The following is an 18,396-nucleotide window of genomic DNA, read 5'->3' as shown; positions in this document are numbered from 1 at the left end:
TATTTGAGATGATCCGACGCCGGTCAATCAGAACCGAGAGGGACGCCGACAGGTGGAGTGGACGGTCTCAGTCCTCGACCAACTCAGCGCGGCTGATCTGGATCTGCTTCGGCGCCTCGATGCCCACGCGGATATGCCCGTCGCGCTGACCACGGTGCATGTGGATGGTGATGCCATCGCGCAGTAGCAGCACGAGTAGTTTCTCGGTGTCAACGCCGGGGTCGATGGTGAGGCGGATGGTCTCGCCCTCGCGGCGAGTGACAGTCAGAAATCCCATGGCGAAATCCTTTTCCGGTTGGGGAATGTGCGTCCTGCGCGAGCAGTCTAGAACAGGAAGACGAGCACCGAATGTGCAGCTGCGCGCAGCTCGAGGAGGTAGTCGATGTGCGGAGGTGTTGAGGCCCGCGAGGCTGAGAAGGTCTGGAAGATCTACTTCCCCAGTCCCAAGGCAGCCCTACCAGTGCTCCTGGAAGGCTCCGGCCAGCTCGATTGGATTCAGTGGGGCCGGCGCAAGGAAGAGCCTGGCGAAGGTCCACCTGGTGGCTGGGCAAGGCTCAGCACTGTGCAGGCCGGCGGATGGGCCAGGTACCGGCCGCTGCGAGGGCTAGCCATGGTGCACCGCTTCATGGAAAAGGATGGTCATCCTGGCGACAAGAACAGGCAGTCCCATTGGTTCGATGTACCGGAAGGCTATGCTTTGGAGTGCCTAATACTGGGAGAAGGAGAGCAGCGGCGGATCTATATCGTGACCACAGATGCACCGGCTGAATATGCCTGGATCCATGACCGGTGGCCGCTGTTGGCGGAGCTATAAGGCACAGGATCCCTAGCCTCAGGAGGGCCCAATGAGCTGCTTAGAGTTGCTGAAGCCAGTAACTGACAAGGTGCTTTCAGCAGGTGCACTGCTGGCTGCGGAGTGGGAACGTCCAAACGGGCCACGAGGCCACGGGGATAAGGCCGAGATCGACGCAGAGATCGAAGTCGTACTGCGGGAGGGGCTCCTTCATCTGCTGGATTGCGATTTCTGGGGAGAGGAGACCGGGGCCCGCCTGACTGATCACGAGTACTGCTGGGTAGTGGACCCCAATGACGGAACCAGTGATTTCCTGCTGGGCCGGAAAGGATCAGCGGTATCGGTGGGTCTCCTGCGCAACGCCAAGCCTGTTCTCGGGGTGGTATACGCGCCCGTCACACCTGATCGCGGCCCCGATTGCATCTCCTGGGCGACAGGATGCAACAACGTTATTCGCAATGGTCGAGAAGTGCTTTCGCAGTTAGCGCATGCCACCTTGGCGCCCGGCAGTCATGTGCTCGTGAGCACAGCAGCAGCCAACAAGCCTGAGCTCAATGCTGAGCTGTGCGCGCCTGCTGGCTTCATTCCGATGCCAAGCATTGCTTACCGACTGGCTCGTGTAGCAGTTGGTGACGCTGTCGCATGCGCATCCCTGGTGCCGGTTTCAGCCCATGATGTCGCCGGGGGTCATGCACTACTGATTGGCGCGCATGGCGTACTGCTCAATCAGGATGGGCATCCAATTTCATACGACTCAAAGGCTGAGATGGCGACAGTGTCCCAACGCTGCTTCGGCGGCGCTCCAGAAGCTTGCAGAGACCTTGCCCAAAGAGACTGGAGCCGATTGTTCAGTAACCGCCGAGACACCTCCGGCTACTGAGTGAATTCAACCAGGCACGGCTATCGGGGGAGAATATGACTGCGCGGCCAGCGAATTATGAATTTCCGCATAAAATTACCTAATTCGAATCCAGACACAGAATTCACCAACCGATAGGCAAAAGAAGGCGCCTTATTGCGGCCAGCTTTCCGCCAGCGCAATTCCATGCCGCCGCGGGATTTTATATAGAATTATTCCAGGCCAATAATTATTGCCCTGGAATAATTTTCCGGACTGGAGTCTGCGTAAGGCCGGTCATCACAAACGACAAGCTGGTTATGAGTAGCTCCGCCTCTGTTGGCGGGCTGCTGGCCTAGGCCCACACTCTGTAGTCGCTACTTGCGCACCTTCTTCAAAAACTTGGTCGATACGTACCCATCCACCATGTACCCCTGATGTTCGTACGATACGAAAAGCCAGGTACGATCAACCTTCTCAAGCACAACCACAACTGCCTCCGGGGGCAAATGCAGCAGTATTGCGCCCTTCATTCCTGGAGCTTCCCTTAAGTGCACGCCCTTCCCGTGAACCAGACGAATGTCGCCTGGCTTCCCTGCCAGTTCAATTCGGATAAAGTCTCTAACTACTTTCAGGCTTTCTGTCTGGGGAAGCCGTGCATTGATATCGGCCAAGCCCTGCCGCGCATCCTCCCAATGCACGATCAGCATCAACGTGGGAGCCACGAACCACAGCCAAACAAGCAGCAACCAGGTAGGCGCTGTACTGAGGCTCTGAGCTTGCGGCGATGGAGGACTTGTCTCTCTTGTAGTCGATGTACTCTCCCGCACCTCCTCAGCGAGAGGAGGACTTACCTCAGCGATCTGCGGCTCGGATGGCTGGCTGGCTCGGGATGCCAACTCATCCAGAACGGCATCGACTGTCAGCCCTGGCGAAAGTCCTAACCCACTCACTGCCGTGGTCGGGTCTGCGCTGATTCCCTGATCCGGGTGTAGGAAGAATGTCTGGGCTAAAGCTACTGCGCTCTTAAACTCAGGGCTCAGCCCCCAAGCGCCCGCGACCCCCTTAATGACCTTCAGCGCTGTGTGCGAGGATTGCCTCTCCAGTGACCTAACTGCAGCTGCCATCGACATCAACGTGGGATTCTCTTCCTGCGATCGGGCAAACGCACGCATCGCCTGGGTCGATGGGCTCTCCTCCCACGACCTGACTGCATCCTGCATGGCCATCAGCGTCGGATTTCCCGCCTGCAATTTCGCCGCAGCCCGAATCGCCTTCATGGAAGAGCTTTCCTCCCACGACCTAACCGCATCTTGAAGCACCTTGAGATTGGAGTTCGCCTCCAGCGATATGGACGCCGCCCGCATCGCAGCCATCGTTGAGCTTTGCTCCCATGATCTGGCAACAGCTTGCATGGCCTTCAGCGCCGGGTTTTCGTCCAGCGACCTGGCTGCCGCCTGCATCGCTTTGATAGCCGGACTTTCCTCCCACGACCGAACGGCTGCTCGCATCGCTCTAACTGTGGGATTGTCTTCCACATCGCTTGAGAACCTGTAAACCTCGCGGCTAGCAGAAACTTGAACGCCCTTTTCGCCCTTATCATCGCTGGTCAAGTCGAGCCCCCTAGCTAACCCTGTCCTGGACAAAATAATCCCGGTAATTATCCAACTGCCTCTTGTTGTTTGAGAACACAAACTCATGGGCATGATCAAGCATCATTCTATTGTATTTCTCCACCTCTTCGCCCCCAACCACATCCCTCTCGCAGCCACCCCTATTATTAGTAACTAACACAGCGAATCTTGGAGACACAGGGTAATAAAACTCCAACCGATTCGCCTCAGCCCCATTAAATGCACATGTATTTAGTGCGGCGCTATCACCAGCAATAAAGCTCACATCACTTACGTTATCCAACAAAACCAAAGAATAGGATCTATCGTAATATAGAGATTTGGTCACATTTAGCGCCACCATTTGACGCGTCACCCCCCACATCCGAGCCAGATCGATATCAAGCCTGGCAGCCGCCTCATGCTTCAAAAATCCAGAATTCGCCTCAAAAATCTTATCCTGCATTTTCTTTGTTCTAAAATATTGAAGCGCTAGGAAATGCAGAAACACAAGGCGAAGGCTATTATTTTCCCAAAAGGAGATATCACCTAGCCTCAACATTTTTAGACAGTCTTGGGCTTTACCACCCTCGATCTCACTATGAAAATCCTCCTCAGTATCATTTATCAGTTTATCCACGAGGCTCTGAGCCTCCTCATCAAGCACGCCTAGCTCTTTTAATTTATCCTCCAGGCGAAATGGCCTGGTATGTCGCGCCAGAATATCGCTATGCAACCCAAACATATCCCTAGGGAAAGAATTTCCTATCATAAATCTTATATATTTCTTCTCACCCTCAGTCAGCCTTTGAAGCCTATAAAAATCGCGTGACTGGGCAACGTTCAAGGTTGACGATGGAAATACGCTTTCTCGCAAGCACCATAACTTTCCTTTACTGGACCAAGCATCCAAATAAAATTGCCATATATAATGGTGCTTTCTCTTTTTCAATTGTCTTTCTCGTTATGCGTCATGAATCGCCCGTCACTCCGTTCGACACTCTCCGTCCACTTGCATGACGGGAAATTCGAGCATCCGTAGAAGTTGGAATAGGGCCCGTTCTTCAGCCGTTTCATGCCCACCTTGCACACTGGGCAGGGCTCGACAATTACAGGCGCCCCATCCCTGTTGACGATCGTCAACATGCCTTGCGCCTGTAGCTCGGTTAGGAACGGCGATACACGGTGTTCGAGGGTAAAGATGAATGATCCTCGCCGCGCGCGTGTGAGGGCGACGTAGAACAGCCGGCGCTCTTCGGCGAATGGGTACTCCTCGGGCTCTGGCATCGCGATCTGCAGGATGGGGTCATCTTCAATCTGGCTGGGGAAGCCCCGCCGCCCGCGCACCACGTTCACCAGCAGGACGTAGTCAGCCTCGGTGCCCTTGCTGCTGTGCACGGTAGAGTAGGTGAGGTCGGTGTCTTGTCCGCAAAGCTTCTGCAGGCGGCTCCAGTTCGCTGGCTGGTCATTGCGGTACCGCCCAAGCACCATGATCGTCGGTTTGCGTCTCCCCTCCCAGACTGAGCGCAGTTTGATGGTGATGCGCGACACCATGCGTTCGATCAGCTCCAGTTGCTCATCCTCGGACGCCGCTGCATAGCACTGGATAGCATTGCCTTTGACTGTTGAGGTGGTCTGAACCTGTTTGCGTAGCTGAAGGGGATTCTGCTGCACGAAGTGGCTGGAAACTTGGCAGAGTTGCTCTGGGCACCGGAACGTATGGCTTAGCATCAAGGTGGTGCCGCCGCCGAAGAAGTGTTCGAAGTTACGCATAACACCGATGTCGGCACCGGCGAAGCGGTTGATCGACTGCCAGTCATCGCCGACACAAGTTAGAAATGTGTCCAGCCGGCTGGTAATGGCTCGGAGCAGACGGGCGCGATCGAAGGATGAGTCCTGGTACTCGTCGGCAATCACCAGCTTGTACGGCGAGCGGTACCTCACGCCTTCTTCGGCGTGGATGATGGCCATGCTAATCATGTCCTCGAAATCGACAGTGTTCGAAGTGGACAGGTCTCTCTGCCACAGCTCCAAGACCTTTGCGTAGAGGCTGACGATCAGCGGCCCTCGCAGTGGGTCGAGCTTTGCCGATCGAGTAGCGAGTTCGGCGACATCGAGCTGGTTACCTTTGGCGTGCTTGATCAGGTTACGGATGATCTTCGCCAGCACCTCGTTCTCGAGCGGCGGACGGCCAGGAGGCAGGCGGCCGGGGTCTGGCTTCAGCTCCACACCGCGGCTGATCAGCGCCATCTCAAGCGCATCCAGGCCTTCGCCGATACGCAGAGTGTGGCTGGTGGTTTCTATCAGTTGGGTCTGATGCTGGGTGTGTAGTGCGCGCTTCCATGCGATCCCGGCAGCATAGTCCTTGAAGTGCGGCGGCGGATTGCCGTGCGCGTCCAGGGCGAAGTGCTCGTGGTAGAGATCGATACCGGGGTAGTAGAAGTCCGGGTGGTACTGGCTGTGCTGCGCGTCGGCCGTATCGTGCTTGTAGCGCGACTCGTATTGGTACTCGACTCCGTGAAAGAATAGCCAGTCCGCGATCAGCTGCTCCTCGCGGCTTTTTACGATCTCGCCACGTAAGGTCAGCAGGGACTCCCCACCCGCGGTTTGCTCCGCTTCACCGACGCTGGTTCTACCCAACGACGTGGAGAACACCGTGCGTACTAGCATCAGATTTACGTTGAATGCTTTGTCCGTAAGTGCAAGCTCGGCCATCAGCTCGGCGACTTTCACCAGATCCTGGCCGTTCTCCAACCAGGGAGCTGGCCGAGGCTTGGCGTTGGTGGCAGCGCCGATCACGTCTAGGCCAAACCGGTGAAAGGTGCGCGTAGACACTTTGTCGCCATCTGGGAGGTTCTGCAGGCGCAGATCGAGGCGATCCTTGAGCTCATCTGCCGCATCGGCGTTGAAGGCCAATAGGAGGATTTCCTCGGGCCGGGCAATGCCCATGGCTATCGCGTAAGCAGCCTTGGCCACCATCGTGGCGGTTTTACCCGAGCCGGCGGCGGCCACTACCAGGAGCTTGGAGTCGAAGCAGATCACCGCCCGCCGTTGTTCCTGGGTGAGTGGAGACGTTTCTAGGGTGTCGAACATAGGCAGCTTCGACTGTACTTCGAAGAACCGTTCGTTCAGTTGCCCAAGCTCCGAGGCCAGCAACTGATCGGGGGACTGGGGGGGCGCACGCAAGAGTAGCGGGTGAGTCTGCTGGGCGGTACGGATAGCCGGGTGTGCGGCAAGGGCGTTGTAATCAAGCCCTGAGGCCAACTTTGGGAGGGGGGTTCGTCTCAGGAGGTCCTGAGCTTGCCAGGATGGCTGCCAGCAGTTCTTTGGAAGGTTGCCAAGCGCTGACTTGGACCAGGCTTCGTATTTGCTGACAGCCTCGACTCCAGCCTCAGCCAAGGCCTTCAGGAGCGTGTCTTGAAGCGCTGTTACCCAGCGCTGACCTTCGGTTTTGTCCAAACCATCCAGGCGTACTGGTGGGCCTTGGAGTAGATTGATGGTCACAGCAGTCCATACCAGTCCCTCCTTCGCCTCGGCGCCGGTCAACTCCACCAGCAGCCACTCATTAACCTTGCCTGCAAAGTCGATGCGCAGGTCGGTCTCCGTGAAGTACGCAGTGAACGTTGGGGAGAAGGTGCAGCGCGCGCCCCACTTGGTGTTCTTCAGGATCAAGGCCGCAGTCCGTGAGGCTCATCTATTAGCGATTATGGCATCCGTAACAGGGTACTAGGGCGCCAAGATTCAACCGCAGCAAGGTAGAAAGTTCGGCCTTTGGACTTGATGAAAGGTCAGCTATTGGCCGAATACAGCCGGTGACGACGGGCCGCTACCGGCCAAAAGCGGACGCTGAGTAGCAGCAGTTGAGATTTACTCTTCTGGCCTGCTGAGCACCTTTCGTTTTTGGAGCAAGCGCTCTAGCTAAATGCATGGCCGCTCGCCGAGCGGCCATGCCCCCAAAGCTCACGTGCTGTATTTGATGCACGGTCGAGCTGACAGCAGTCCGGGAACTGAATTACTCAATCACTGCACGGATAGTGATTTCGATCAGTTGCTGTGGGAACGCCAGGCCAGATACGCCAATCAGGTTGCTAGCGACTTGTGGCACTTCAGCGCCATAGAACTCTTTGCGAACCTTGCCGGCAGCCGCGAATGCTGCGGGCACGTCGATCACAAAAAGCGTCTCCTCAACCACATGATCCAGAGTCGCACCGAACTCTGCCAGCAGATCGACAATATTGCTGTATGTCTGCCGCATCTGGTCTTCCATGGTAGAGAAGTCAATGGGGCTGCCATTCTCATTCAGTGCGGCCGGTGCTATGAGATTGCCATTGGTATCGTGGCTCAACTGTCCAGAAAGGTAGATGGTGTCCTTTACCTGAATGGCCTGTACATAGCCGTACAGCCCCTCCCAAGCCACGCCGAAGCTCGAGGTTTTCTTTGCCGGAAGATTCTTTTGGTTAGCCATTACATGTTCTCCAATTGATAAATTTGCTTGCAGTGTGGGTTAGCTACCAGTCATCGAAATGATTGCTAGATGCTCGTAGTAAAACGGTACTTCGGCACTTCTATGCTCAAGGCCTCCCTGCGCTAACGGTGCTCGACCATCAGGCAAACAAGACCTTGTACTTGCTCTTGTTCCGCCTCAACGAGAGTTCACTTGCGTGCAGCCAAGGCGCTGTAGCTGGTCATGAGGTTGCGGTAGTCCGGAATGTGGTCGGAGCAGATCTTGGCCAGGCCTTCCACGTCATTGCGCCAGTCGCGGTGCAGCTCGCAGGCCACGGCGAACCAGTTCATCAACTGCGCGCCGGCCTGTGTCATGCGGCTCCAGGCGGAGTCTCGGGTGATCTGATCGAAGGTCCCGGAAGCGTCGGTGGCGACGAACACATCGAAGCCTTCTTCGATTGCCGCTAGGGCCGGGAACGCAACGCATACCTCGGTGACCACGCCGGCGATGATCAGCTGCTTTTTGCCGGTGGCTTTGATCGCCTTGACGAAGTCTTCGTTGTCCCAGGCGTTGATCTGGCCGGGACGAGCGATGTAGGGAGCGTCCGGGAACAGTTCTTTCAGCTCAGGCATCAGCGGGCCATTGGGGCCGGTTTCGAAACTGGTGGTGAGGATGGTCGGCAGGTTGAAGAACTTGGCGAGATCGGCGAGAGCCAGGACGTTGTTCTTGAACTTGTCGGGATCGATGTCGCGAACCAGGGAGAGAAGGCCTGCCTGGTGGTCGACCAGCAGAACGACGGCGTTGTCTTTGTCCAGGCGGTTGTAGGTGGCGTTGGTCATGGTGAAGTCCTCGATTTGCTTTCAGTGGGTTCCAGCTATGCCGGTGATTTGGGTTTGCTTTGCAGTGCGTCACTGCATGGAAGAAAGATTAAATTCGAGACGACCAATCCACTAGACTACAAAAATTGCCTCTAGCGTTCTGTTTGGAGAACGATCTATGGAAGACCTTAACAGCCTCTACTACTTCACCCAGGTGGTAGAGCAAGGTGGCTTCGCCGCAGCCGGGCGCGCGCTGGACATGCCCAAGTCCAAGCTCAGCCGGCGCATCGCCCAGCTCGAGGAGCGGCTCGGCGTGCGCCTGTTGCATCGCACCAGCCGTCATCTCTCGCTCACCGAGATCGGCCAGGAGTACTACCAGCGTTGCCTGGCGATGCGCGTGGAGGCCGAGGGGGCGGCCGAGGTGATCGAGCGCAATCGCTGCGAGCCGCGGGGCCTGGTGCGCCTGGCCTGCCCTACCACGCTGTTGAACTCCTGGGTCGGGCCGATGCTGACCCGCTATATGCTCAAGTACCCACTCGTGGAGCTGTACGTCGAGAGCACCAACCGCCGGGTGGATCTGCTCCACGAGGGCTTCGATGTCGCCCTGCGAGTGCGCTTCCCGCCGCTGGAGAACACCGACATGGTGATGAAGGTGCTCGGCGCAAGTACTCAGTGCCTGGTGGGGCAGCCGGAACTCTTGGCCACGTTGCCAAAAGGCTTCACACCCGATGAGTTGGGCCGCTTGCCGAGCCTGCACTGGGGGGGCGCCCAACGCGAATACCAGTGGGAGTTGCTGGGTGCGGACGATGCGCGGCTGGTGATCGCGCACAAGCCGCGGATGATCACCGACGACCTGCTGGCCCTGCGTAACGGCGCGCTGGCTGGCGTGGGTATCGTGCATCTGCCGCGGGTGGCGGTGCGTGACGACCTGGCCGCCGGCACGCTGGTGGAAGTGCTGCCGGGCTGGTCGCCCAAGTGCGGCATCGTGCACGCCATCTTCCCGTCTCGCCGTGGCCTGCTGCCCTCGGTACGCACCCTGATCGACTTTTTGGCCGAGGAGTTCAGCGAAAGCGACATGGCTTGATGTGCCAAGCGACGGACAACGGAGGGTGCTGTGGTTGGGCAAACCCCATTGCGGTTGATTGGTGACACCCATGTCAGAGCATGCCCTTTAATGGGTATTCGATGATGAAATAGACGCGGTCAATATCGCGCTGGAGTTGGTTGTCGTTGCCCCGATGGCTGACGTACGACAGGCTCAGGCGCAAATCTTTGACCGGCCCTTGCTGCACGGTATAGCGCAGATCGAGGTCCCGTTCCCAATGCCTGCCACCGCCCTGGAGGCGGGCATCAGCGTAAGCACCGTCAGCAGGGGCATGCGATCCATCTATGCCGTACCCGCGCACGTAACGCGCCATCAGGCTCAAGCCCGCAACGCCGAACGCTGCGAAGTTCAGGTCGTAACGTGCTTGCCAGGAGCGTTCCCCGGCCGAGTTGAAGTCGGAGTACTTCACTGAGTTGGCCAAGTAGATCGAGTCACCACCGACGAAGTCGAAAGGCGTGTCTCCGTCGACGTGCTGGTAGGCAAGAGAGAAATTCTGCGCTTCGAGCTGGTAGCTTCCCAGCAGGCTGTAGGCCAGCGTCTCGATATTCCCGGCACGCGCCGCGCCCTGATCACGACTTCGATAGAGGTTGCCGTCCAGCGTCCATCCGGTGCGGCTGGCTTTGAGGTTAAGGTAAACCTGGCGCCAAGTATCGTCGAGCTGTGAGATGTAAGCGGCGCCACTAATGTCACGGGTAGCGAATAGGCGCACACCAGCGAGGCTGATGGCTGAGTTCGCCGTCGATGCGCCAACGCCACTGAAGTCATCATGGCCCGAACTGCCATCCTGATTCCTGAAGCGAGTGAATCGCCCGGCTTGCAACTGGAGATCAGGCGATGGAGCGCTGTCGAGCATCACGCCAGTGGCATACTCCGGTTGTAGACGTTTGTCGCCGGTATCGAATACCGGGGTTTCGACAGTCATTTCGCCATAGCGCAGCAGATGGTTGCCGGCACGCAGTTTGAGCGCGCCGCCAGCGGATGTGTAGTTATGACTGCGGCCGTCGGAATCAACCGGCAGAAGGCCCGTGCCGGCATGGCCTCGGCCACCGTCGAGTTTGATACCTACGAAGCCGTGCACGTCCGCCCCCACCCCGACCATCCCGTCGGTGAAGCCTGAGCGCAGCTCACCGAGGAAACCCTGTGCCCATTCCTGCTGGTAGCTCTGCTGCCCTGCATCGTCACGTAAGTCGTTATGCAGATAATAGTTGCGTAGAAGCAGATTCCAGGTGCCGGTGGTTGTCGGATCCACGGCAAACGCCTGACTGGTGCTGCCGCTGGCCAGAACGCCCAACAGCCAGCCCAGAAGAGGCGCTGGCTCGCAGGAGGCTCGACTCAGAAGGCGAAACACGAGCACCCGAATGCACCCCAGAAGCCTTGATGATCACTGACCGGTACGCTGCTGCGACGGGCGCGGTCGTGCTGGTGTTGGTGCACTGCGCAAGAGCCGATGCACTGGTGGATGCTGGCGGTCAACGGGGCGGCGTTGGGACTCCAGTGGCCTGGCACTATTGCTACCGGTGACCAGTCTGGCATCACCGGCACGGTCGGCGGAGCTAGCTTGTCGAACTCACTGGTGGCATGCACTACTTTGCCGCCGACCACGGTGAGTACCGACTCAAGCCACTTGATCTGCTCTTCTTCCACGCTGAAGAAATCCGCCGACAGTGCCACCAAGTCGGCGAGCTGGCCTACCTTGATCTGGCCCTTCTTGCCTTGCTCGCTAGAGAACCAAGCGCTGCCATGGGTAAATAACTGCAGCGCAGTGGTGCGTGGCAGTCCTTGAGGGTAGAGCGTGGTCCCGCCGACGGTCTTTCCGCTGACTAGCCAATACAGTGCGGTCCATGGGTTGTAACTGGCCACGCGGGTAGCGTCGGTGCCAGCACCCACCGGTACGCCCTCAGCCAGCATGCGCTGGATAGGCGGCGTGGCCTCCGCGGCCTTGGCGCCGTAGCGGTCGATAAAGTACTCGCCCTGGAAGGCCATGCGATGCTGGATAGCGATGCCGCCACCAAGGGCACGCACGCGCTCGATATTGCGCGGGCTGATGGTTTCGGCATGGTCGAACAGCCAAGGGAGGCCGTTGAAGGGGATGTCATGGTCGACCTTCTCAAACACGTCGAGCATGCGTGAGATTGACTCGTCGTATGTGGCATGCAGGCGAAACGGCCAGCGCTGCTCAACCAAGTGGCGCACCACTGGCTCCAGCTCGTCCTCCATGCTCGGAGCTAGGTCGGGACGCGGCTCGAGGAAGTCCTCAAAATCGGCGGCTGAAAAGACCAGCATCTCGCCGGCGCCGTTGTGACGTAGGAAGTCATCGCCTTGGTGCAGTTTGACGCTACCAGTCCAATTCTTGAAGTCGGTCAGCTCTTCCTTCGGCTTCTGGGTAAACAGGTTGTAGGCGATGCGAACGGTGAGCTGATCCTTGTCGGCGAGCTCCTGAATCACCTGATAATCCTCAGGGTAGTTCTGGTAGCCGCCTCCAGCGTCAATGGCGCTGGTAACGCCCAGGCGGTTGAGTTCGCGCATGAACTGGCGAGTGGAGTTCACCTGGTACTCCAGCGGCAGTTTCGGTCCCTTGGCCAGGGTGGCGTAGAGGATTAGGGCGTTGGGGCGAGCAATCAACATACCGGTGGGGTCGCCATTTGCATCGCGCTGGATCTCACCACCCGGCGGGTTAGGCGTGTTGCGATCGTAACCGACGGCGCGGAGCGCGGCGCGGTTGAGCAAAGCGCGGTCATATAGGTGAAGGACAAACACAGGGGTATCGGGCGCCGCCTTGTTCAGTTCTTCGATGGTAGGCAGGCGTTTTTCCGCAAACTGGAATTCGGTCCAGCCACCGACCACGCGCACCCACTGAGGAGTTGGGGTCCGATCGGCCTGAGCCTTGAGCATTCGAAGGGCATCGGCGAGCGATGGCACGCCTTCCCACCGCAGCTCCAGGTTGTAGTTGAGACCGCCACGGATTAGGTGCAGGTGCGAGTCGTTGAGGCCCGGTACAACAGTGCGCTTTTGCAGGTCGACCACGCGAGTGGCGGCGCCGCGCAGAGCCATGGCTTCGGCATCACTGCCCACCGCGATGAAGCGACCATCCTTGATGGCCACGGCGCTGGCGTGTGGCTTTTCCTGGTCGACTGTATGCAGACGACCGTTGAACAAGATGAGATCGGCACTCATGTTGCCTCCTGGAAAACTTGGGGAAGAGGTGCCGGCTAGAGCGGCAATGGGCAAAGCCGACCAGACAGCCCCGGCGGCGCCTAGTACTCCGCCTGCCTTGAGAAGGCGGCGACGACCTTGATCTTTTGGATCCTGACTCATGATTGTTCTGCTCTAGTCGCAGGGGCCAGCCAGGCGGCAAAGACACGTGTGGCCATGGGCATGAACAGGTAAACCACGAGCAGAACTATGCTCAACGTGATCAGCACGTTGCTCATTATGTAACCCGAGAACCATGGCACGACGCGGAACAGGGGTTGCCACAAGACAGGAATCAGCAGGCTGAGCGGCAAGATCACCAGAAAGCTGATTACGGCCTGCTTCCAGAGTGGGGGCGGCGACTGCGCGTCGCCGGGAACAAACCAGAAGTCTTTACCCAACGAGACCTCGGTGTTGTCGCCACCTCGCAGCAGAGGTTGTACCTCGGCGACTAGTTGGTTTCGTTCTTCAGAGTCGAGCCAACTCTGCATGTGCTGCAACTGATCAAAACGCAACACGCAGGTGAAGTTGACGGTGTCGGCCTGGCGTTCTCGAACCACATCGACACCCAAATGCCCGAGGCGGCGCCCGGCTGCTTCGGTGGTCTGATGCAACCAGGTTTCATAGCGTTTCTCATGCTGCTGGTGTACTTGATGGCGAACCACCAGCGTGACGGTCTCAGTTTGCGTGCGATTCATACGGCAATCTCCGCATCTATGGTGAGTTGAGGAACAGCCCCCACTTAGTGGGGGCTGGCGAAACCTCAAATAGGTGCGGCGACTGGTGCCAAGGTAGGGCCGTGATCTACACGCTCAGGAGCTTTGTGGACCATGGTATAGGCGTAGTCGACGCCCATGCCGTAGGCGCCCGAATGCTCTTTGACCAGGTTCATAACGGCGTCATAGGTATCGCGGTTCTTCCAGTCGCGCTGCCACTCCAGCAGTACCTGCTGCCAGGTTACCGGCACAACACCAGCCTGGATCATGCGTTGCATTGCGTAGTCGTGCGCTTCCTTGGTGGTACCGCCAGATGCGTCTGCAACCATGTAGATCTCGTAGTCGGCATCGTGCATCGCTGACAGCGCGAAGGTCGCGTTGCACACCTCCGTCCAAAGCCCGGCGACAACGATCTTTTTGCGTCCATTTTTCTTCAGCGCATCGCGAACCTTCTGGTCATCCCAGGAGTTCATCGAAGTACGCTCGAGCAGCGGGGCATCGGGAAAAACAGCGAGCAGCTCGGGGTATGTGTGGCCGGAGAAACTCTCGGTTTCTACTGTGGTGATGGTGGTGGGAATGTCGAAAATTTGCGCAGCCTTGGCGAGCGCGACGGTGTTGTTTTTCAGAGTTTGCCGATCGATGCTCTGCACGCCGAAAGCCATCTGGGGCTGGTGGTCGATGAAGATCAGCTGGCTGTTCTGAGGGGTTAGGACTTCAGTCTTTGGATTGTTCATTGTTGATACCTGTCTGCGGATAGTGGGTGTTGGAGCTTCTCTCGACGGCGCATCTGCTTCGTTTTTTCCGGAAGACTTGGAAACTTCGAGGCAAATCTCCCCCGACTCCGATTGCTTCAGAGATCGGAGCTGCTCATTTGTGCCAAGTTGAATGGCCTTTCATACTGCCGGTATATGAAAGTTACTGCGCAACCAACTTTGGCGACGTGTAGCTAGGCCGACCGCAGACATTCTAGTAAGTATCCTACGCTCTGATTTGTACGTTTGTGCCGTAACGTTTATCCATTTGCAATTTGTTACGAATCGGAATCTCGATCAAGCCAAATCTAAACTTGATTCCACTAATCGCGATCAGCTCAAGTTCCGTTCTGAGCCTGAATCCCAGTCCACCGCGCAATCAAAAAAAAGCACATCGAGACAATCTAGGTGTCAGCTGTACCAGCGAACCTTCAAGGTCCACTAATTTATATTGGAGTTTTCCGATGAAGCTCACGAAACTTGTAACTGGTATAGCGCTATCTATCGCTGCGGCCGCATCATCTTGGGCTGGCACCACCAAGCCTACGATTGTGTTGGTACATGGCGCCTTCGCCGATTCCTCTAGCTGGAACGGAGTAACTCAGATACTTGAAAGCGACGGATACACGGTTATTGCAGCTGCGAACCCTTTGCGTAGCCTGAAAGGCGACGCGCAATCTATCGACGATCTACTTCAAAGCTTGAAGAGTCCAGCGGTATTAGTAGGCCACTCCTATGGTGGTGCGGTAATCAGCAATGCTGCTTATGATCAGGTCAATGTTAAAGCATTGGTCTACGTTGCTGCCTTTGCACCCGACATGGGCGAAAGCGCTATTGCCCTGAGTGGCATGTTTCCCGGCAGCACTTTAGGTCCAACATTGGCACCACCAGTTGCGCTCTCCAGCGGCGCAAATGATCTGTATATCCAGCAAGATAAATTTCACAATCAATTCGCTGCGGATGTACCTAGTGCTGATGCGAAACTTATGGCTGTTGCGCAGCGCCCAGTGACCGATGCTGCTCTAAATGAAGTTCCCACCGAGGTGGCTTGGAGGAAAATTCCATCGTGGTGGGTATATGGGGACGCAGATAAGAATATACCCCCGCAAGCAATGAAATTTATGGCCGAGCGAGCAAAGTCACGAGAAACACTCGTAATCGAAGGTGGTTCGCATGTGGTCATGATCTCCCACCCAGAAGAAGTGGCACGACTTATTGAGAGTGCAGCAAATGCAAATTAAATCAGGGCGCTAATCTCATTTGCCAACTTACATGACGCAGCTCAAAGGCTGCGTTTTGAGCCCAGACTTCTCAACTTTATAGCTTGGCGCTTCGTGTCAGCCAGACAATTGGAACGACGCTGACCTTCTTTAAAAGAGCCGATCATTCAGCTGTATGCGTTACCGACGAAGCTCGATCGTGCTCGGCACCGATTTGTCCTGCCGAACAGCACGGCGCCATGCCTTCGGGTTGATCCCCTCAAGCTTGAGAAAAGTGCGGCAAAAATGCGACTGGTCGCAAAATCCGCATTCTGCACTGATATGTATAAGGCTCAGGTCGGATTGTCTGAGCATCTCCTTTGCCTGACTGATTCGCTGCAGTTGATTCCACTCTTTGGGCGAATAGCCGGTATTGGATTTGAAGGCCCTGGAGAAATGGCTTCGTGACATTGCACAGGCCGTGGCGAGCTCGACAACGCTAATCCAGCGCCCCGCATGGTCGGCAATCATCTGTTTAGCCAAAGCTTCCTTCCATGGCGCGAGCCCACCTATTACGCGCTTCTTTTCGTCAAGTTTCTCTGCTTTTGTTAAACAGTAGGCGTGCGAAAGACTCGCCATAACAGACACTCCTGTAATGGATTCCAGTAGGTAGGTGAAGCCAGGGGAGGTTTCTTCTTAAATCGCGCAGTTGGCGCAGCGCAAACCAGGGCCGCTGCTTAGCTAGGGCGACAGAATTTGGTCGACAAAGTCCCGTGTTCGCCTGGGGCGGCTTTCAACGTCGCAGAAAAATCTTTCCGTGCTGCAGTCTTCGATGATCTGTCCATGATCCATGAAGATCATTCGATCGCTTACCTTGCGGGCAAAACCCATTTCATGGGTTACACAGACCATAGTCATGCCTTCCTCCGCGAGATTGACCATGACATCCAGAACCTCACACACCATTTCGGGATCGAGCGCTGAAGTTGGTTCATCCAACAGCATGGCAATGGGGTTCATGGTCAGCGCTCTCGCAATAGCAACCCGTTGTTGCTGGCCCCCAGATAACTGGCCCGGAGCTTTATTGCGCTGAGCCAGCATTCCAACCTTTTGCAGATACTCCTCGGCCCGCTCGATTGACTCAGACTTGCTACGTTTGAGCACCCGCAATTGCCCCAGCGTAAGGTTCTCGAGCACGCTTAGGTGAGGGAACAGTTCGAAGCTCTGAAACACGATACCGATGCGGCTGCGGAGCTTTGTAAAATCGGTTTCGGCATGGGTGAGCGAGACACCGTCCACTACGATATCGCCACTGGAAATCCGCTCTAAGCCATTTAGGGTCTTGAGCAGTGTGGATTTGCCCGAGCCTGACGGCCCACAGATCACTACGACTTCCCCTCGTGCGACTGACATCGAGCAGTTCGAGAGAACTTCCAGGCCCCCGTAGTGTTTAGTGACTTCCTTCGCTTCAATCATGGCTGTCATCGCACGCTGCTCAGTAGGCTTGCTGGTTCTTTTTCTGCAGGTAGTTGGCGAGGGCCACTCCCGCGCTGCAGATCGCTAGATAGACGGCGGCTGCAAACAGGTAGAACTCCACCAACTGGCCGTTCCGCAGGCCCATCTGTCCGGCGGCGCCGAAGAAATCGTTCAGGCTGATTACGTACACAAGGGACGTGTCCTTGAGCAGACCAACAACTTGGTTGACCAAGGACGGGCTCATGTTCCTCAGCGCCTGCGGTAGCACGACCCAGCGCAAACACTGCAGCGTGCTCATCCCCAAGGCTTTGCCCGCTGCCATCTGGCCGCTTTTCACGCTGCTAATACCCGCGCGAACTATTTCGCAGAAGTAGGCCGACTCCGCGAGGACTAGGGCAATGATGGCTGCGTACAGGGGGCCTACCGTCAGGTAGGGGTCGCCCGTGAGCTTTCTCAACACGAAGGGCATCAGCAGGAACATCCAGAAAATCGTCAGAATCAGCGGAATGGCGCGGAAGAAATTCACGTACTCGGCGGCCAGCTTGGCGAGAGACTTCGGACCATAGAGGCGGACAACCGCCAGCATGCAGCCCAAGGCGAAACCCAGTACCAAGGCCACCACGACCAACAGCAAGGTGGTTTTCATCCCTTCAGCCAGGTAGGGCAGCGCCGGAATGATCCCGGACCAGTCGAAGTCGTAGTTCATCGTGGAAAGCCCGCAGTGATGAAGCCCGGAACTGCCATGCTGGACTCCATGCGACGCATCACGATCACTACCAGATAGGTGATCGCCATGTAGATCAGGGTCGCGGCGATGAACGATTCAAACGGCTGGCCGGTGAACTCGCTGAGGTGCCGGCTTTGCCCGGTGAGCTCCATCAAGCCTATGGTCAAGGCCGCAGCTGAGTTCTTGAACACATTCATGAAGTCGGAGGTCAGCGGCGGCAGTACCACGCGGAACGCCTGCGGAAGCAGGACTAGCCGGTATACCTGCCACGTACTCAAGCCCATCGCCCTGGCGGCCCTGGCCTGCTCGGGAGGAACTGACCGGAGCCCCGCGCGCACTTGTTCCGCCACCCCTGCCGTGGTGTACAGCGTCAAGCACACGATGACGCTCAAGAACTGGTTCAGGGTGGGGTCCATATGCTTGATCGCGTTCCCCCACTCAACCGGCAACAGCTCCGGTATCACGAAATACCAAAGGAACAGCTGCACCAAGAGCGGCGTGTTACGAAAGCAGTGGACATAGACGGCCGACGCCCAGCGCAGCGAGGTGCTACTCGAGTTGCGTGCGATGCCCGTGAAGGTTCCGAGCACCAACGCGAGGCCCCAGGAAAGCAATGACAACGCCAGCGTCCACAGCACGCCTTCAGCCAGCAGCACGCCATATAGGCCTTCGCCCGTGACGGAGGGTTGGAAGAATATGCTCCAGTCCCAGCTGTAGTTCATA

General features: G+C 57.1%; 18 protein-coding genes. 4 read left to right on the top strand and 14 right to left on the bottom strand.

Annotated elements, in window-relative coordinates; genetic code table 11:
* Positions 1–67: 67 nt before the first annotated feature.
* Positions 68–277, bottom strand: coding sequence for a carbon storage regulator (locus tag IP89_RS04160; protein ID WP_043307928.1), 210 nt, complete (start codon positions 275–277; stop codon positions 68–70).
* Positions 278–382: 105 nt separating this feature from the next.
* Here IP89_RS04160 and IP89_RS04155 point away from each other — a divergent pair, with 105 nt between their 5' ends.
* Together IP89_RS04155 and IP89_RS22895 are read left to right on the top strand one after the other, a co-directional pair.
* Positions 383–814 carry a hypothetical protein gene (locus IP89_RS04155; RefSeq protein WP_043307927.1) on the top strand — a complete coding sequence of 144 codons (432 nt, stop codon included), beginning with the start codon at positions 383–385 and terminating at the stop codon, positions 812–814.
* 31 nt (positions 815–845) lie between these two features.
* Positions 846–1,673 carry an inositol monophosphatase family protein gene (locus tag IP89_RS22895; RefSeq protein ID WP_081963171.1) on the top strand — a complete coding sequence of 276 codons (828 nt, stop codon included), beginning with the start codon at positions 846–848 and terminating at the stop codon, positions 1,671–1,673.
* A gap of 335 nt (positions 1,674–2,008) precedes the next feature.
* On the opposite strand, the gene IP89_RS04150 is transcribed toward IP89_RS22895, so the two are convergent.
* The 5 genes from IP89_RS04150 to ycaC form a co-directional block, all read right to left on the bottom strand.
* On the bottom strand, positions 2,009–3,244 hold the full coding sequence (locus IP89_RS04150; protein ID WP_156114982.1) for an SH3 domain-containing protein: 1,236 nt from the start codon (positions 3,242–3,244) through the stop codon (positions 2,009–2,011).
* Between the two features lie 10 nt (positions 3,245–3,254).
* Positions 3,255–4,196, bottom strand: a complete 942-nt coding sequence (locus IP89_RS04145; protein WP_081963170.1) for a DUF4238 domain-containing protein — start codon at positions 4,194–4,196, stop codon at positions 3,255–3,257.
* Positions 4,193–6,916: a UvrD-helicase domain-containing protein gene (locus IP89_RS04140; RefSeq protein WP_052080950.1), complete on the bottom strand. Its 2,724-nt coding sequence runs from the start codon at positions 6,914–6,916 to the stop codon at positions 4,193–4,195. The genes IP89_RS04145 and IP89_RS04140 overlap by 4 nt, the downstream gene beginning before the upstream one ends.
* A 340-nt stretch (positions 6,917–7,256) precedes the next feature.
* Positions 7,257–7,709: a RidA family protein gene (locus tag IP89_RS04135; protein WP_043307924.1), complete on the bottom strand. Its 453-nt coding sequence runs from the start codon at positions 7,707–7,709 to the stop codon at positions 7,257–7,259.
* 188 nt (positions 7,710–7,897) lie between these two features.
* Complete coding sequence (gene ycaC / locus IP89_RS04130) at positions 7,898–8,527, bottom strand: isochorismate family cysteine hydrolase YcaC (protein ID WP_043307923.1); 630 nt, start codon at positions 8,525–8,527, stop codon at positions 7,898–7,900.
* 157 nt (positions 8,528–8,684) lie between these two features.
* Here ycaC and IP89_RS04125 point away from each other — a divergent pair, with 157 nt between their 5' ends.
* On the top strand, positions 8,685–9,590 hold the full coding sequence (locus IP89_RS04125) for a LysR family transcriptional regulator (RefSeq protein ID WP_043307922.1): 906 nt from the start codon (positions 8,685–8,687) through the stop codon (positions 9,588–9,590).
* A 73-nt stretch (positions 9,591–9,663) separates the two neighbouring features.
* Here the strand turns inward: IP89_RS04125 and IP89_RS04120 are convergent, their stop codons facing one another.
* The 4 genes from IP89_RS04120 to IP89_RS04105 all read right to left on the bottom strand — a co-directional run bounded on the left by IP89_RS04120 (position 9,664) and on the right by IP89_RS04105 (position 14,253).
* Positions 9,664–10,893 (bottom strand): OprD family porin, encoded by a 1,230-nt coding sequence (locus tag IP89_RS04120; protein WP_256203102.1) that lies wholly within the window; start codon positions 10,891–10,893, stop codon positions 9,664–9,666.
* A gap of 50 nt (positions 10,894–10,943) precedes the next feature.
* Positions 10,944–12,785 carry an amidohydrolase gene (locus tag IP89_RS04115; RefSeq protein ID WP_043307921.1) on the bottom strand — a complete coding sequence of 614 codons (1,842 nt, stop codon included), beginning with the start codon at positions 12,783–12,785 and terminating at the stop codon, positions 10,944–10,946.
* Positions 12,786–12,922: 137 nt separating this feature from the next.
* On the bottom strand, positions 12,923–13,501 hold the full coding sequence (locus tag IP89_RS04110; protein ID WP_043307920.1) for an antibiotic biosynthesis monooxygenase: 579 nt from the start codon (positions 13,499–13,501) through the stop codon (positions 12,923–12,925).
* A gap of 65 nt (positions 13,502–13,566) precedes the next feature.
* The gene (locus IP89_RS04105) at positions 13,567–14,253 is read right to left on the bottom strand and encodes a hydrolase (protein ID WP_043307919.1); all 687 of its coding nucleotides are present in this window, start codon (positions 14,251–14,253) and stop codon (positions 13,567–13,569) included.
* Between the two features lie 482 nt (positions 14,254–14,735).
* Between IP89_RS04105 and IP89_RS22890 the strand changes: the two genes are divergently transcribed.
* Positions 14,736–15,512: an alpha/beta fold hydrolase gene (locus IP89_RS22890; protein ID WP_081963168.1), complete on the top strand. Its 777-nt coding sequence runs from the start codon at positions 14,736–14,738 to the stop codon at positions 15,510–15,512.
* A 159-nt stretch (positions 15,513–15,671) separates the two neighbouring features.
* Here the strand turns inward: IP89_RS22890 and IP89_RS04100 are convergent, their stop codons facing one another.
* The 4 genes from IP89_RS04100 to IP89_RS04085 form a co-directional block, all read right to left on the bottom strand.
* The gene (locus IP89_RS04100; RefSeq protein WP_043307918.1) at positions 15,672–16,109 is read right to left on the bottom strand and encodes an AraC family transcriptional regulator; all 438 of its coding nucleotides are present in this window, start codon (positions 16,107–16,109) and stop codon (positions 15,672–15,674) included.
* Positions 16,110–16,211: 102 nt separating this feature from the next.
* The gene (locus tag IP89_RS04095) at positions 16,212–16,946 is read right to left on the bottom strand and encodes an amino acid ABC transporter ATP-binding protein (protein WP_043308197.1); all 735 of its coding nucleotides are present in this window, start codon (positions 16,944–16,946) and stop codon (positions 16,212–16,214) included.
* 19 nt (positions 16,947–16,965) lie between these two features.
* Entirely contained in the window at positions 16,966–17,652 is a 687-nt protein-coding gene (locus tag IP89_RS04090; RefSeq protein WP_043307917.1) for an amino acid ABC transporter permease, read from the bottom strand.
* Positions 17,649–18,395 carry an amino acid ABC transporter permease gene (locus tag IP89_RS04085; protein ID WP_043307916.1) on the bottom strand — a complete coding sequence of 249 codons (747 nt, stop codon included), beginning with the start codon at positions 18,393–18,395 and terminating at the stop codon, positions 17,649–17,651. The genes IP89_RS04090 and IP89_RS04085 overlap by 4 nt, the downstream gene beginning before the upstream one ends.
* Position 18,396: the final 1 nt, after the last annotated feature.

This window comes from Pseudomonas sp. ML96 (genome assembly GCF_000761545.1).
Taxonomy (GTDB): Bacteria; Pseudomonadota; Gammaproteobacteria; order Pseudomonadales; family Pseudomonadaceae; genus Aquipseudomonas.
This window is presented reverse-complemented; position numbering and strand designations above follow the sequence as displayed.

Bases quoted from the DNA above. Each gene is read 5' to 3' on its own strand.
- IP89_RS04160 (WP_043307928.1), bottom strand. From the start codon at position 277: ATGGGATTTCTGACTGTCACTCGCCGCGAGGGCGAGACCATCCGCCTC.
- IP89_RS04155 (WP_043307927.1), top strand. From the start codon at position 383: ATGTGCGGAGGTGTTGAGGCCCGCGAGGCTGAGAAGGTCTGGAAGATC.
- IP89_RS22895 (WP_081963171.1), top strand. From the start codon at position 846: ATGAGCTGCTTAGAGTTGCTGAAGCCAGTAACTGACAAGGTGCTTTCA.
- IP89_RS04135 (WP_043307924.1), bottom strand. From the start codon at position 7,709: ATGGCTAACCAAAAGAATCTTCCGGCAAAGAAAACCTCGAGCTTCGGC.
- ycaC (WP_043307923.1), bottom strand. From the start codon at position 8,527: ATGACCAACGCCACCTACAACCGCCTGGACAAAGACAACGCCGTCGTT.
- IP89_RS04125 (WP_043307922.1), top strand. From the start codon at position 8,685: ATGGAAGACCTTAACAGCCTCTACTACTTCACCCAGGTGGTAGAGCAA.
- IP89_RS04115 (WP_043307921.1), bottom strand. From the start codon at position 12,785: ATGAGTGCCGATCTCATCTTGTTCAACGGTCGTCTGCATACAGTCGAC.
- IP89_RS04110 (WP_043307920.1), bottom strand. From the start codon at position 13,501: ATGAATCGCACGCAAACTGAGACCGTCACGCTGGTGGTTCGCCATCAA.
- IP89_RS04105 (WP_043307919.1), bottom strand. From the start codon at position 14,253: ATGAACAATCCAAAGACTGAAGTCCTAACCCCTCAGAACAGCCAGCTG.
- IP89_RS22890 (WP_081963168.1), top strand. From the start codon at position 14,736: ATGAAGCTCACGAAACTTGTAACTGGTATAGCGCTATCTATCGCTGCG.
- IP89_RS04100 (WP_043307918.1), bottom strand. From the start codon at position 16,109: ATGGCGAGTCTTTCGCACGCCTACTGTTTAACAAAAGCAGAGAAACTT.
- IP89_RS04095 (WP_043308197.1), bottom strand. From the start codon at position 16,946: ATGATTGAAGCGAAGGAAGTCACTAAACACTACGGGGGCCTGGAAGTT.
- IP89_RS04090 (WP_043307917.1), bottom strand. From the start codon at position 17,652: ATGAACTACGACTTCGACTGGTCCGGGATCATTCCGGCGCTGCCCTAC.
- IP89_RS04085 (WP_043307916.1), bottom strand. From the start codon at position 18,395: ATGAACTACAGCTGGGACTGGAGCATATTCTTCCAACCCTCCGTCACG.